Source organism: Enterococcus salsurae, assembly GCF_054784955.1.
Window position 1 is genome coordinate 194187 of sequence record NZ_BAAHWY010000006.1, and the last position, 15007, is coordinate 209193.

Annotated in this window: 11 protein-coding genes; all 11 read left to right on the forward strand. The window is 43.7% G+C overall.

The window, feature by feature from the left end; genetic code table 11:
- Nucleotide 1 precedes the first annotated feature (1 nt).
- A complete protein-coding gene (mfd, locus tag ACYVRS_RS14275) occupies nucleotides 2–3520 on the forward strand; it encodes a transcription-repair coupling factor (protein ID WP_461198998.1) in 3519 nt (1172 codons plus the stop codon).
- A gap of 18 nt (nucleotides 3521–3538) precedes the next feature.
- Nucleotides 3539–5149 (forward strand): polysaccharide biosynthesis protein, encoded by a 1611-nt coding sequence (locus ACYVRS_RS14280; RefSeq protein ID WP_461199000.1) that lies wholly within the window; start codon nucleotides 3539–3541, stop codon nucleotides 5147–5149.
- Nucleotides 5136–5402 carry an RNA-binding S4 domain-containing protein gene (locus ACYVRS_RS14285; RefSeq protein WP_313540268.1) on the forward strand — a complete coding sequence of 89 codons (267 nt, stop codon included), beginning with the start codon at nucleotides 5136–5138 and terminating at the stop codon, nucleotides 5400–5402. The genes ACYVRS_RS14280 and ACYVRS_RS14285 overlap by 14 nt, the downstream gene beginning before the upstream one ends.
- A gap of 83 nt (nucleotides 5403–5485) precedes the next feature.
- On the forward strand, nucleotides 5486–5923 hold the full coding sequence (locus ACYVRS_RS14290) for an FtsB family cell division protein (protein WP_054117035.1): 438 nt from the start codon (nucleotides 5486–5488) through the stop codon (nucleotides 5921–5923).
- 74 nt (nucleotides 5924–5997) lie between these two features.
- Nucleotides 5998–6441: a S1 domain-containing RNA-binding protein gene (locus tag ACYVRS_RS14295; protein WP_054117036.1), complete on the forward strand. Its 444-nt coding sequence runs from the start codon at nucleotides 5998–6000 to the stop codon at nucleotides 6439–6441.
- A gap of 96 nt (nucleotides 6442–6537) precedes the next feature.
- The gene (tilS, locus tag ACYVRS_RS14300) at nucleotides 6538–7929 is read left to right on the forward strand and encodes a tRNA lysidine(34) synthetase TilS (RefSeq protein ID WP_461199003.1); all 1392 of its coding nucleotides are present in this window, start codon (nucleotides 6538–6540) and stop codon (nucleotides 7927–7929) included.
- A gap of 19 nt (nucleotides 7930–7948) precedes the next feature.
- On the forward strand, nucleotides 7949–8494 hold the full coding sequence (hpt, locus tag ACYVRS_RS14305; RefSeq protein WP_054117038.1) for a hypoxanthine phosphoribosyltransferase: 546 nt from the start codon (nucleotides 7949–7951) through the stop codon (nucleotides 8492–8494).
- 73 nt (nucleotides 8495–8567) lie between these two features.
- The gene (ftsH, locus tag ACYVRS_RS14310; RefSeq protein WP_461199005.1) at nucleotides 8568–10679 is read left to right on the forward strand and encodes an ATP-dependent zinc metalloprotease FtsH; all 2112 of its coding nucleotides are present in this window, start codon (nucleotides 8568–8570) and stop codon (nucleotides 10677–10679) included.
- A 144-nt stretch (nucleotides 10680–10823) separates the two neighbouring features.
- Nucleotides 10824–11705, forward strand: a complete 882-nt coding sequence (hslO, locus tag ACYVRS_RS14315) for an Hsp33 family molecular chaperone HslO (RefSeq protein ID WP_054117040.1) — start codon at nucleotides 10824–10826, stop codon at nucleotides 11703–11705.
- Nucleotides 11706–12716, forward strand: a complete 1011-nt coding sequence (gene dusB / locus ACYVRS_RS14320) for a tRNA dihydrouridine synthase DusB (RefSeq protein ID WP_312499847.1) — start codon at nucleotides 11706–11708, stop codon at nucleotides 12714–12716.
- A gap of 101 nt (nucleotides 12717–12817) precedes the next feature.
- Nucleotides 12818–14311: a lysine--tRNA ligase gene (gene lysS, locus ACYVRS_RS14325; protein ID WP_313540277.1), complete on the forward strand. Its 1494-nt coding sequence runs from the start codon at nucleotides 12818–12820 to the stop codon at nucleotides 14309–14311.
- Nucleotides 14312–15007 lie beyond the last annotated feature (696 nt).

Genomic DNA, 15007 nt, shown 5'->3' on the forward strand with positions numbered 1-15007 from the left:
AATGGACGTTATCGAATTAATCAATAAAGTATCGACTGTCGCTGCTTGGCATCAAGAACTGAAAGACCAAGCACCGCGGCAATTGCTGACGGGCTTGGCAGGATCTGCCAAAACGTTAGCAATTGCAGGCGCTTATCAGTCGTTTCATAAACAAGTCATCGTGGTGACGCCTAATTTATACTACACCAATCAATTGGCGGAAGATCTGCGTAATGTGATCGAAGACGTCTATGTTTTTCCAGTAGATGAAGTCTTATCTGCAGAAATGGCTTTTTCTTCTCCAGAAGCGCGAGAAGAAAGGGTGACTGCCCTCAATGCCGTTGCACAAGGAAAAGCTGGTATTTACGTCTTGCCAGTTGCAGCGTTGAGAAAATATTTGCCTGCTAAAGAAACATGGCAAGCCAACCGATTGCACTGGCGTGTCGGTGATGAGATCGAGTTAGATGCGCTGCCGCAGCAGTTGGTTTTGATGGGCTATGAACGCCAGTCAATGATTGGCAAACCTGGAGAATTCAGTATCCGCGGCAGTATTTTAGATATTTACCCTTTGAGTGCCGCTTATCCGATACGGATCGAGTTGTTCGATGTAGAAATCGACTCGATGCGTTCTTTCAACGTGGAAACACAACGCTCAGTTGAAGCTTTAGAAGAGGTGACGATCTTGCCGACTTCCGAACTCGTCTTCTCTGGGCAAGATCTAGCCGGGGGGCAAGTCCGCATCCAAGAATTACTGACCAAGAGATTGGCCGTTACCAAAGAGGAAGTGGACCGCAACTTCTTGCAGGATTATTTCGGTCAGTTAGCGGCGGAGTGGCAAGCAGGAATCCCCGGCGAAAATGCACGCTTTTATGCAGATCTTTTATATAGTAAGGAAACTGGGATTTTAGACTACTTCGCACCAGATGCGTTACTGATGATTGATGATTATGCGCGTATTATGGAAACCAATCGTGAAATTGAACGCGAGGAAGCGGAATGGCACACCCAAAAGCTAGCCGAATTACGGGTCTTTTCCGAGCAGCGTTTCGGCATCGATGTGCACCAATTGATTCAAAAAGAAACGTTTGTGACAAGCTTTTTCTCGTTGTTCCAAAAAGGGATGGGCAATATCCGTTTTCAAGCGATCCACCAATTTCAATATCGGCCAATGCAGCAATTTTTCAGTCAAATGGGCTTGTTGAAAGTGGAAGTCGATCGCTGGGAAAAACAACAGCAAACGGTGATTTTCCTAGTCAGCGATCTAGAGCGGGCCAAAAAGTTGGAACAAGATTTACGTGATCATGACATATATGCTGTCCAAACATCAAAAGAACGGCTCTTTACAGGTCGGACACAAATCGTGGTTGAGACGTTACAAAGTGGGTTCGAAATGCCGCAAGACAAGCTAGTCGTCGTGACGGAAAAAGAGATCTTCCAAAAAATGAACAAAAAGCGGACCCGTCGCCAAAATGTCACCAATGCGGAACGCTTAAAGAGTTATAACGAATTGAAGACCGGAGATTATGTGGTACATGCAAACCACGGAATCGGTAAATATATTGGCATGGAAACGTTAGAAGTCGATGGAGTCCATCAAGACTATATGACGATCCTTTATCAAAATGAAGATAAACTGTTCATTCCGGTCACGCAATTGAATCTTATTCAAAAGTATGTAGCATCAGAATCAAAAACACCAAAAATCAATAAACTCGGCGGCAGCGAATGGGCAAAAACCAAACGCAAAGTCACTGCGAAAATTGAGGATATTGCAGATGATCTGATCTTGCTGTATGCCAAACGCGAATCAGAAAAAGGGTTTGCTTTTCAACCGGATGATGGCTATCAAAAAGAATTCGAAGATGCCTTTCCGTATTCAGAAACCGATGATCAGCTGCGGAGTACCGCAGAAATCAAACGAGACATGGAAAAAGAAAAGCCAATGGATCGCTTGCTCGTAGGAGATGTTGGTTTCGGGAAAACAGAAGTCGCATTACGAGCGGCCTTTAAAGCCATCAAAGAAAGCAAACAAGTGGCCTTCCTTGTGCCAACGACGATTTTGGCGCAGCAACACTATGAAACCATGGTGGACCGTTTTGAAGGATTCCCAGTCAATGTCGGTGTCTTGAGCCGTTTTCGAACCAAAAAGCAACAAAATGAAACCATCGAACAAGTCAAGAAAGGCCAAGTGGATATTTTAGTTGGCACCCATCGGCTGTTGTCAAAAGACGTAGTCTTTGCTGATCTAGGCTTATTGGTGATCGATGAAGAACAACGATTTGGCGTCAAACATAAAGAACGATTAAAACAGTTGCGCTCGCAAGTAGATGTTTTAACGCTGACCGCTACGCCGATCCCGCGTACTTTGCATATGTCGATGTTGGGGGTGCGTGATCTCTCTGTCATTGAAACACCGCCGGAAAATCGGTATCCGATCCAAACATACGTGATGGAAATGAATCCTGGGGCGGTTCGGGAAGCTATCCAACGAGAAATGGCACGTGGTGGTCAAGTCTTTTATCTGTACAATCGTGTGGATACGATTGAACGAAAAGTAGAAGAACTTCAAGCCTTGGTTCCAGAAGCACGCATTGCATATGCCCACGGACAAATGACAGAAATTCAATTAGAAAACACACTGTTTGACTTTATTGAAGGTCAATTTGATGTCTTAGTCACGACCACGATCATTGAAACGGGCGTCGATATTCCGAATGCCAATACGTTGTTTGTGGAAAATGCCGATTATATGGGCTTGTCGACCTTATATCAATTAAGGGGACGGGTCGGGCGCAGCAACCGGGTTGCTTATGCCTATTTTATGTATGAACAACAAAAAGTCTTAAATGAAGTCAGTGAGAAGCGTTTGCAAGCCATCAAAGATTTTACCGAACTAGGTTCTGGATTTAAAATTGCCATGCGGGATCTATCGATCCGCGGTGCGGGGAACTTGTTGGGTGCGCAGCAGCATGGCTTCATCGATGCGGTCGGTTTTGATATGTATTCACAAATGCTTTCAGAAGCGGTTTCCCGCAAGCAAGGCAAAAATGCCCAAACCGAAAAAACAACCGTCGAAATCGATCTCGGTATCGATGCTTACTTGCCAACAACTTATATTGAAGATGAACGGCAAAAAATTGAAATCTACAAACGTATTCGTGAGTTGGATACCCAAGAAGCGGTGGATGAGTTGCAAGATGACTTGTTGGATCGTTTCGGCGAGTACCCGACGGAAGTGGTTCATTTGCTGACTGTGGGTGAGATCAAGATGAACGGAGAGCGTGCCTTGTTGGATACGATTCGCAAGCAACAGCAATCGATTCATTTTACCCTGAGCAAAGTGGGCACCAAGCAATATTCAGTAGAACAATTGTTTGAAGCGTTAAGCGCCACGAAACTTAAAGCCACCATGGGTGTTGAGCGAGAACAGATGACGATCAAATTGCAGATTCCGCCAACAATGAAAGATAGTGCTTGGTTATTAGAAGTACAAGACTTTGTCAAAGCGTTGCGAGAACAAAAGTATCAAGCAGCAAACTAAGGGAAAGGGTCCGATGAGATGCCGAAATCACAATTGAAACGCACGATGGAAGGCGCATTTATTCTCACCATCGCATCGTTCATCGCGAAAATATTAAGTGCGATCTACCGTGTCCCTTTTCAGAATTTGGTGGGGGATGAAGGATTTTATGTCTATCAGCAAGTCTATCCGATCTATGGATTGGCGATGACGTTGGCCTTGTCAGGGCTGCCGCAATTTATCTCTCGGATCGTGGCGGAAGAAATCGATCCTCTGAAACGCAGAGAAAAACTACAGGTGATGATCCCTTACGTAATGTGGTCCTCAGTCGGTTTGTGGTTCGGCACCTTTGCCTTTGCCGAGCCTATCGCACAAGTTATGGGCGATCCGCAATTGGCCAATTTGATCCGGGTGGTTTCTTTTACATTCTTGTTCGTGCCGCCGTTGACATTTTATCGCGGTATCTTTCAAGGCAATCTGCAAATGGTACCCACTGCTGTTTCGCAAGTGGTGGAACAGTTGTTGCGGGTAGGTGTGATCCTATTTGCAGCGATGTGCTTCCAACGGTTTGGCTGGACGATTTATCAAACAGGCACCTTGGCAATGGCTGGGGCGTTGATAGGCGGACTTGCGGCATGGCGGATTTTAAGCTATTATAGTCGGCAAATCGAAGGTAAAACGATTTCACTGAGAAGCAGCAGAAGCAATGGTCTAAAGGCGGGTGAACTGCGGCAGCGATTTTTTCTGGAAGGTGGCCTGCTGACGGTCTATAGTGGTTTCTTGATTTTATTTCAGCTGATCGATTCTTTTTTGTTGACGAATGCCTTGGATGCTGGCGGCATGCCTGCACAAAGTGCCCGTATTGCTAAAGGGATCTATGATCGCGGTCAACCATTGGTTCAATTGGGATTGGTGATTGCGATGGCTTTAAGTTCAACGTTCTTGCCCACGTTGACCAAATATCTGACAGTCAGAAATCATAGACTTTTTGAGAAGTCGGCCAAAATGTATTTACGGCTCACGATCGGTATTGCTTCGGCTTCGGCTGTCGGTTTGGCTATTTTGCTGCCCTATATCAATTTTGCGTTGTTTAAGGATGGATCAGGCAATACGACATTGGTCTTGTTTGTCTTTTCCGTGGCGTTGATGGCTGCGATCCAAGCCTATCAGAGTATCCAGCAAAGCCGAAATGTCTTTCGTTTTGGATTGATTGCCGCAGCGGTTGGCTTATTGACGAAAGGTGCAACAATGTGGCCGTTAACGGTCTATTTGGGTACAGCAGGTGCAAGTCTCAGTACATTGCTGGGCTTAGCGGCCACGCTTGCCTGTTTTGTCTGGTCAGAACACCGTGGGAAAGCAAGTAACTTGAATCAGTTCTGGTTTGAAGGGAAATACGGCAAGAAGTTGTTTGCCTGCTTAGCTGCGATGACGAGCGGATTGTTCATGTATTATGCCGGTATCTCTATTTTGATCAACGGGACATTGGCACATCGCTGGCAAGCGTTTCTCTTTTGTATCGGTGGTGTGATCATCGGAGGGGGCATCTTTATCTTTACAGCGCTCAAAATCAATTTATTAACAGTCAGAGAATGGCTGCTCGTCCCATTCGGGAAAAAAATATTAAGAGGTGGAAAACATGAGATTAGATAAATTCCTTAAAATTTCAAGAATCATCAAGCGTCGTTCAGTCGCGAAGGAAGTTGCGGACAAAGGACGTATCCAAATCAACGGTAAACTAGCGAAGTCGAGTACGGATGTCAAAGTAGGCGATACTGTGCGCATCCAGTTTGGCAATAAAGTCTTGGAAATCAAAGTTAGAGAATTGCACGAGTCAACCAAAAAAGATGACGCTGCCAAAATGTATGAGCTCATTTCAGAAGAAAGAATTTCAGAAAATGCTTGATTTTTACGGCATTTTCAGTTAGACAAGCTATGTGTATGTTGGTATAATGTAAAAAACAAGCGTAACGACGGGAGCGAGTTCAATTGTCAAAAGATAAAAACAAAATAGAACTGCTGCAAACGGATTATGCAAAAGAAAAATTTGCGCAGTTTGAAAAAGAACGGCGTCAAGTTATTTTTCGCCGACGCCGACTCGCCGTTTTTTTCATCGCAGCATTGGCACTGTTTGCCATTGTCGGTATCCAGCTATTCAATGATCAAGTGCGATTGCAGAAGTTGAATGAATACAAGGCGGAAACGATTGCAAAACAAGAAGCTGCTGAAAAAGAAAACGCCGATTTAGCAAGAGATGTAGCTTTGTTGCAAGATGATGAATACGTGGCGAAATTAGCCCGCAGCCGTCTGTTCTACTCAAAGGACGACGAGAAGATTTATCCTGTTTTGCCGGATAGCAATGAAACAGACACAACAGGGGATGCGACTGAGGACAGTACCGAGTCGACAACAGCATCACAAGATTAGCAAGGTTATACCTACTCGATCGAGTAGTTTGAATGAATTTCAAATGGGTTAAAATTAGGAGGAACATTTTTTATATGTCAATCGAAGTTGGAGCGAAACTAAAGGGCAAAGTGTCAGGTATTACAAATTTTGGTGCGTTCATTGATTTGGGTGAGGGGAAAACTGGTTTGGTACATATCAGTGAAGTATCAAATGGTTTTGTAAAAGATATCCATGATGTATTAACTGTTGGCGATGAAGTCACTGTGCTAGTTACAGCCATTGGGAATGATGGGAAAATTGGTTTGTCGATCCGAAAAGCAGAAGACAAACCAGAGGAAAAACGCGAGTACCCGAAAAAAGAATTCAATCGGCCGAATCCGAAGAAATCTTTTTCACGCAATCAACCTGCCAATACAAATAAACAAGACTTCGATTCATTGATGAGTTCTTTTCTTAAAGATAGTGATGATCGTCTGTCATCATTACGTCGCAACACTGAAGGAAAACGCGGTGGCCGAGGCGGTCGACGCAACTAAAAGGTGAATAGCAAGTTAGACGAAAGCTGGGACAAAACCATTGGATTGTTTTGTTTCAGCTTTCTTTCTTGAGTACAGATCAAAGGAGGGAAGCGGATGGTCATTGAAACACTTCGGCAGCAATTGGCATCTTGCACATCGATTCCGCGACCGCGCTATTTGTTGGCTGTGTCGACAGGCGTAGATTCGATGGTTTTGTTGACGGCGATGGAAAAGTTATTCGCTGATCAAAAGGATAAACCCTTTGCTGTCGCACATGTCAATCATCAATTAAGGACGGCGTCCAAAGAAGAAGCAGCTTTCCTCAGCGCCTATTGTGCCACGCGGGGCATAGTGTATTTCGAAAGAACATGGGAAAAGCGTCTGGCAGTTGGAGTGGAAGCGGCCGCCAGAGCATTCCGATATGATTTTTTTAAAGAAATCATGGCACATGACCACTACCCCATCTTGTTGACGGCCCATCATGGAGACGACCAAGCGGAAACCATGGTAATGAAAATGGTGCGAGATGGCAGCCTGCATAACGCTTTTGGTATGCGGCAAACGCAACATTTTGGCCAGGGTATCTTGCTAAGACCGTTGCTAAAACTGAGCAAAGAAGACCTTCATGCATTTGCTGCGGCAAATCAAGTCCCTTATTTTGAGGACGAAACCAATCAACAAGATCTTTATTTGCGCAATCGAATCAGACATCACATCATTCCGACGTTGAAAAAAGAAAATGCACAGACCATTCCGCATTTCCAACAATTATCTGAAGAAATGATTTACGGGCAAGAATTGATCGCTGACCTGCAAAAAGAATGGTTGTCCCGTTATGTCGAGCGCAGAGAAAATCAGCAAATCGTTTGGCTGGAGCAACTGTCGGATTTGTCTAAGGCGGCCAGGTATTGGTTTTTTGCAGGCTTGCTGCAACAAACCAATAGCCAGCAAGGGGCGTTGAACCATAAACAACTGCAACAAGTTCTAGACGCATTGGACACGCCGCAAGGACAATGGCAGATCGACATGGGGGACCGTTGGCAGATGCGCCGCAGTTATGATGTCGTGATATTGGAACAAAAACCAGTCCCTTCAGAAACGGCGGTGTCGTGGAAACAAGAAATGCGCGTGGGAATTGGCAGTTCCTTATTCTTGTCAGAAAACGAATGGATTGGATTTTTCCGCAGTGATCATATCGAAATTCCCAAAAAAATCACAAATTGGTCGGAGTTTTCGCAAGATTTACCGCTAAACTATTCATCTGAGCTGATCCTTCGTAAACGAAAACCGGGAGACCGGATTCAATTGCAAGCCAATCTGCGCAAAAAAATCAGTCGTTACTTCATTGACGGCAAAGTACCAAATGAACAGCGGGAAAAAAGTTGGGTCGTCACGACCCCTGGGCAAGAAGTCGTAGCCTTGATCCCTTACGTATTTTCCTATTTGAGTATTGCGGCGGAAACTGATAAAATACACTACATACTTCTTTATAAATATCAGGAGTAAGAGTTGGAAGGAGAACTTTATGCTAGATAAAGACATTGAAAAAGTTTTGATTACACGTGATGAGATCAGAAATCGTTGTGTTGAGTTGGGTCAAGAACTAACAACAGCGTATGCTGATAAGAACCCGTTGGTTGTTGGTGTGTTGAAAGGTGCAGTCCCATTCATGGCAGATATCGTGCGTGAGATGGATTGTTACTTAGAAATTGACTTCATGGATGTATCCAGTTATGGCAATGCCATGATTTCATCTGGAGAGGTCAAGATCGTCAAAGATTTGGATACCAATGTTGAAGGCCGAGATCTACTGATTGTGGAAGATATTATCGACAGTGGCCGTACATTGGCTTATTTGGTTGATTTATTCAAATACCGCAAAGCCAAATCGGTGAAAATCGTTACACTGCTAGACAAACCAGAAGGCCGAGTGGTTGATATTGAAGCTGATTATATCGGATTTGATGTGCCAAATGAGTTCGTGGTCGGCTATGGATTAGATTACGCAGAACAATACCGCAACTTGCCTTATGTGGGTGTATTGAAACCAAGTGTTTATCAGTCAAATTAGTGACTGTTCTAAATCAATTGTGATACAATCAAATGGTCAGGATTGATAAAACAAAATAGCCAGGGAGGTACGCATGAATAAGAAAAATAACGGTATGGTAAAAAATACCTTATATTATGTACTCGTCTTGTTGGCGATGGTCATGGTCGTTTATTTCATTTTTGGAAATGGCAGCCAGCAAACACCAACGATTGAGTATTCTACATTTACAGAACAACTGAAAGACGGGAAAATCAAACAGTTTACTGTACAACCCGCCAATGGTGTGTATCGAATCGTAGGAGAGTACAACGAAGAACAGACAGTCAGCAATGACAATAGTTTATCCGTTTTAGGCGGAAATTCTTCATCAAGCTCAACTCGATTTACAACCATTGTGTTGCCAAATGACTCCACATTGAGTGAAGTAACCAGCCTTGCATCAACCGCAGGGGTGAAAACCACGATTGAAGAAGAGTCAAATAGTGGGATTTGGTTGTCACTATTGATCAGCTTCTTACCAATCGTGATCATTATCTTCTTCTTCTATATGATGATGAGTCAACAAGGTGGCGGTGGCGGTGGCGGCGGTGGCCGAGTGATGAACTTCGGTAAATCCAAAGCCAAAGAAGCCGACAAAAAAGCCAACCGTGTTCGGTTCTCAGATGTAGCCGGTGCAGAAGAAGAAAAACAAGAACTTGTAGAAGTTGTGGAATTCCTAAAAGATCCCCGACGTTTCGTCGAATTAGGCGCCCGGATCCCAGCAGGTGTCTTGCTTGAAGGCCCTCCGGGGACAGGTAAAACCCTATTAGCTAAAGCAGTAGCCGGAGAAGCAGGCGTGCCGTTTTATTCGATCTCTGGTTCAGATTTCGTCGAAATGTTCGTCGGTGTCGGTGCAAGCCGTGTCCGTGACTTGTTCGAAACAGCGAAGAAAAATGCGCCAGCGATCATCTTCATCGATGAAATCGATGCTGTCGGCCGTCAACGTGGCGCTGGCATGGGTGGCGGACATGATGAGCGTGAACAAACATTGAACCAATTGTTGGTTGAAATGGATGGGTTTGATGGCAATGAAGGCGTGATCGTCGTCGCTGCAACAAACCGCTCTGATGTATTAGACCCAGCATTGCTCCGTCCAGGTCGTTTTGACCGTCAAATTTTAGTTGGTCGTCCAGACGTGAAAGGTCGTGAAGCGATTTTACGTGTCCATGCCCGCAACAAACCATTGTCAGATGATGTTGATTTGAAAGTCGTTGCCCAACAAACACCAGGTTTTGCCGGTGCTGATTTGGAAAATGTCTTGAATGAAGCAGCATTGGTTGCTGCGCGCCGGAACAAGAAAAAAATCGATGCATCGGATATCGATGAAGCAGAAGACCGCGTGATTGCCGGACCTGCGAAGAAAGACCGTGTGATCAATAAACGTGAACGTGAAATGGTAGCATACCATGAAGCGGGTCATACCATCGTTGGTTTGGTCTTGAGCCGTGCCCGTGTGGTGCATAAAGTAACCATTATCCCTCGAGGACGCGCTGGCGGCTACATGATTGCTTTACCAAAAGAAGATCAATTCTTGATGACCAAAGAAGATATGTTTGAACAAATCGTTGGCTTGTTAGGTGGACGAACAGCAGAAGAAATCATCTTCGGTGTACAATCTACTGGGGCGTCAAATGACTTTGAACAAGCAACTGGATTAGCAAGAAGTATGGTCACTGAATATGGCATGAGCGACAAATTGGGGCCAGTTCAATACGAAGGCAACCACCAAGTATTTGTTGGCCGCGATTATGGTCAAACAAAAGCCTATTCTGAACAAGTAGCATACGAAATCGACCAAGAAGTGCGTAAGATTTTAATGGATGCACATCAAAAAGCCCATGAAATCATCGAAGAACATCGTGCGCAACATAAGTTGATCGCTGAAAAACTACTTCAACACGAAACATTGGATGCTAAAGCAATCAAATCGTTGTTTGAAGAAGGTAAAATGCCTGAAGGTACTGAGGATTCAGAATATCCAAGTGAAAAAGCACAGACTTTTGAAGAAGCAAAACGTGCGTTAGAAGAAAAAGACGCTGAAAAACAAGCTGCCGAAAAAGCAACTGCACATCACGAAGATCATGAAGGCAAAGACTTTGATCAACAACTGGAAGATGTTCGACGCAACAGCGAAGACACACATGAACCAGATGACAAAGCATAATCAATAAGCACTGAAAAGCATCGAGGAAACTCGGTGCTTTTTCTTATGAAGAAATAGGCTTTTCTTAAATCGAATACAGACAGTTGAAAAAAAAGATACTTCCTAGTATGATTCACTAATGAATGGAAAAAAAGGAGATTGAAGATGAAAGATTATCTAGTTAAAGCCCTGGCATATGACGGGTATGTCCGTGGATATGCCGTATCAGCTACCCATACAGTAGCGGAGGCGCAAACACGTCATCAAACGTGGAACACTGCCTCAGCTGCATTAGGACGCAGCATGGTTGGCGGCCTTTTGTTAGGCAGTACCTTAAAAGGCGAAGACAAATTAACAGTAAAAATCCAAGGAAATGGTCCTGCCGGAGCGATCATTGTTGATAGCAATGGCCACGGGGACGTTAAAGGGTACATAAAAAATCCGCATATCAGTTTACCGCTAAATGCTGCTGGAAAATTGGATGTGCGAGGTGCTGTCGGTGACCAAGGTATTTTTACGGTCATTAAAGATTTAGGTCTTAAAGAACCGTTTTCCGGTCAAACGCCGATCGTATCAGGTGAATTAGGTGAAGACTTTACTTACTATTTAGCTGTTTCAGAACAAATTCCTTCGGCAGTAGGATTGAGTGTCTTGGTGGAAACAGACGACTCTATTCGTGCAGCAGGCGGCTTTATGCTGCAAATCATGCCCGGTGCCAGTGAGGAAATCATCGAAGCAATTGAAGCCAGACTGAAAGAATTGCCTCGCGTCTCTACCTTGATCGATGAAGGACAAACGCCTGAAGAAATATTGATGACCTTGATGCCAGAAGCTGGTGTAGAAGTGTTAGAGAAGCTGCCTGTTCAATTCAAGTGTGATTGCAACAAAGAAAAGTTTGCTACAGCAATCATTACGCTGGGCGCGCAAGAAATACAAGCGATGATCGATGAAGACCATGGTGCTGAAGCAGTGTGCGCCTTCTGTGGCAATAAATATCATTTTGACGAAATGGAACTAGCTGATTTAAAGAAAGAGGCGAGTGCATAATTGAAAGAAACACATACATGGTCGATTGGGAACGTTGAGATCCCCAATCGCGTTGTTGTTGCACCGATGGCGGGAATCACCAATTCAGCTTTTCGCGTGACCGTCAAAGAATTTGGTGCGGGTTTAGTGGTTTGTGAAATGATCAGTGATAAAGGGATTCAATTAAGAAACAAAAAAACCTTAGATATGCTATTCATCGACGAAACAGAACATCCGTTGAGTATTCAGATCTTCGGCGGCAATAAAGCTTCTTTGGTTGAGGCAGCGCAATTTGTTGCTGCGCATACGACGGCTGATATTATCGATATCAATATGGGCTGTCCAGTGAACAAAATCATCAAAGCAGAGGCTGGAGCGAAGTGGCTGCTTGATCCAGACAAAGTCTATGAAATGGTGCATGCGGTGTCTAGCGCAATCGATAAACCAGTAACTGTCAAAATGCGGATTGGCTGGGATGACGAACATGTCTTTGCGGTTGAAAATGCCCAAGCTGCAGAAGCCGCCGGCGCTGCGGCTATTGGGATGCATGGACGAACTAGAGTACAAATGTATGAAGGTGCAGCTGATTGGTCTGTGTTGAAGCGTGTCAAACAGAATCTTACCATTCCATTTATGGGGAATGGGGATGTCCGGACGCCGGAAGATGCGAAACGTATGTTGGAAGAAGTGGGGGCGGATGCAGTGATGATCGGCCGAGCAGCTTTAGGCAATCCATGGATGATCCATCGAACCCGACACTATTTAGAAACAGGGGAACTATTGCCGGAACCTTCAGCCAGAGAGAAAATCGCGACGGCAAAACTGCACTTAGAGCGGTTGGCTGATTTGAAAGGGGAGAAAGTGGCTTCCAGAGAATTTCGGCAACATGCCGCCTATTATTTGAAAGGTACCTCTCGTGCGGCGAAAGTCAAAGCAGCGATCAATCAAGCGGAGGACAAACAAACCATGTTTGATCTGCTAGATGCTTTTGTAGAAAAAACCGAAGCGCAAGAAGCGATAAAACTTTCGTAAATAAGCTGTAAAATCAAGCTGATTCAAAAGTTCGGCTTGATTTTTTGGCTGTTCATTGGCATTATAAGAAGGAAGCACAAGTTAAGAATGGAGGAAAACTCGTGACAGAAGAACGACAAACACAAGAAGAATTAAACGATCAAATGCTGGTTCGCCGTGAAAAGATGGACAAATTACGGGAAGAAGGTATCGATCCTTTTGGGAAGCGATTTGAGCGCACCCATAATTCTGCCGAGTTGCATGAGTTGTTTGATCAACGAACCAAAGAAGAATTAGCTGAAATGAATCTTTCTGCCAGTATTGCTGGAAGAATTGTAACCAAACGGGGCAAAGGGAAAGCTGGATTTGCCCATCTTCAAGACCGCGAAGGCCAAATCCAAATATATATCCGCAAAGATCAAGTTGGAGATGAACCATATGAAGTGTTCAAACATGCAGATCTAGGTGATTTCTTTGGTGTGTCAGGGGAAATCATGAAGACAGATACCGGCGAAGTAACAGTCAAAGCCAAAGAAATCGTCATTTTATCGAAAGCATTACGTCCTTTACCAGATAAATATCACGGTCTAACAAACATTGAACAAAGATACCGTCAACGCTATTTAGACTTGATCAGCAACAAAGAAAGTTTTGATCGATTCATGAAACGCAGCTTGATCATCAGTGAAATCCGTCGTTACTTAGATGGTCAAGGATATATAGAAGTCGAAACACCAGTACTGCATAATCAAGCAGGCGGTGCAGCGGCACGTCCATTTATTACGCACCACAATGCATTAGATATTGATTTGTATTTGCGTATTGCGCTAGAGTTGCATCTGAAACGATTGATCGTAGGCGGCATGGAAAAAGTCTATGAAATCGGTCGTGTGTTCAGAAACGAAGGGATCGATACGACCCATAACCCTGAATTTACGATGTTAGAAGCGTATACTGCCTATACGGATTTTAAAGATGTCATGGACTTAACTGAAGGCATTATTCGTCATGCTGCAGAAAAAGTACTGCAAACTGCGACGATCCAATATGATGGACAAACAGTTGATTTAGCGAGTGATTTTGCCCGGATCCATATGGTAGATGCCATCAAGAAAGAAACCGGAGTTGATTTCTGGCAACCAATGAGCATCGAAGAAGCACGTCAATTGGCTAAAACCCATCATGTCGAAATAACGGATGCTATGTCAGTAGGACATATCATCAATGAATTCTTTGAAACGTTTGTTGAAGAAACCTTACAGCAACCAACATTTGTCTTTGGACATCCAGTCGAAGTTTCTCCTTTGGCGAAGAAAAATCCAGAAGACGGTCGTTTCACAGATCGCTTTGAGCTGTTTATTGTTGGTAGAGAATTTGCCAATGCCTTTACAGAACTAAATGACCCAATCGATCAACGGGAACGGTTTGAAGCACAAGAAAAAGAACGCGAAGCTGGAAATGATGAAGCCCATGGTGTGGATGAAGATTTCTTAGAAGCGCTAGAATATGGTATGCCGCCAACCGGAGGGCTAGGTATCGGTATCGATCGTTTAGTCATGCTCTTGACAGATGCCCAATCGATCCGGGATGTATTATTATTCCCAACGATGCGATAATCAGTCGAAAACCAATGTCTTTTAAAAAGGCGTTGGTTTTTGTTTTTATTGAAAAAGCAAGTTGAGACGGCTGTCAAAGGATATTTGTACCGAGAAAACGCATGAATAGCGAACGATAAAAAGCGTCAATTAGTCATTGAACGGCTTTGGAAAATATCCATAAAAATAAATAGAAAATGATTGACCGATAGCCGTTTAGTTGGTATATTATTACATGTGCCAAATGACCGACACAATCAAAAAAACTTTTTTGAAAAAAAGGTTGACGCACGATAAAACAGATGATATTATAACGAAGTCGCAAAAATAAATTGATGGATCGTTGTTGATATAACAACAAATTAATTGAAAAAAAGTTGTTGACAAATAACAAATCATTTGTTATTATGATTAAGTTGCTAAGGCATCCGACACGTTGTTGCAAAACAACGAGCGAAAAAACTTTTATAAAAAGTGTTGACAATCACTTGTCACTCTGATATGATATAAAAGTTGCTAACGCAACACTGTAGACCTTTGAAAACTGAACAAAGCAAGCAAACGAACCAATGTGTAGGACGCTTCATTTATATGAAGCAAATACATGCAAGCAATAGCTAGCAAAGTTTTAATTTTATGAGCTTAACGATCCTTTGGATCGTTCAAACAAATCATTATGAGAGTTTGATCCTGGCTCAGGACGAACGCTGGCGGCGT

Coding starts and splice junctions, on each gene's coding strand:
- mfd (WP_461198998.1), top strand. CDS start 2: ATGGACGTTATCGAATTAATCAATAAAGTATCGACTGTCGCTGCTTGG.
- ACYVRS_RS14280 (WP_461199000.1), top strand. CDS start 3,539: ATGCCGAAATCACAATTGAAACGCACGATGGAAGGCGCATTTATTCTC.
- ACYVRS_RS14285 (WP_313540268.1), top strand. CDS start 5,136: ATGAGATTAGATAAATTCCTTAAAATTTCAAGAATCATCAAGCGTCGT.
- ACYVRS_RS14295 (WP_054117036.1), top strand. CDS start 5,998: ATGTCAATCGAAGTTGGAGCGAAACTAAAGGGCAAAGTGTCAGGTATT.
- tilS (WP_461199003.1), top strand. CDS start 6,538: ATGGTCATTGAAACACTTCGGCAGCAATTGGCATCTTGCACATCGATT.
- hpt (WP_054117038.1), top strand. CDS start 7,949: ATGCTAGATAAAGACATTGAAAAAGTTTTGATTACACGTGATGAGATC.
- ftsH (WP_461199005.1), top strand. CDS start 8,568: ATGAATAAGAAAAATAACGGTATGGTAAAAAATACCTTATATTATGTA.
- hslO (WP_054117040.1), top strand. CDS start 10,824: ATGAAAGATTATCTAGTTAAAGCCCTGGCATATGACGGGTATGTCCGT.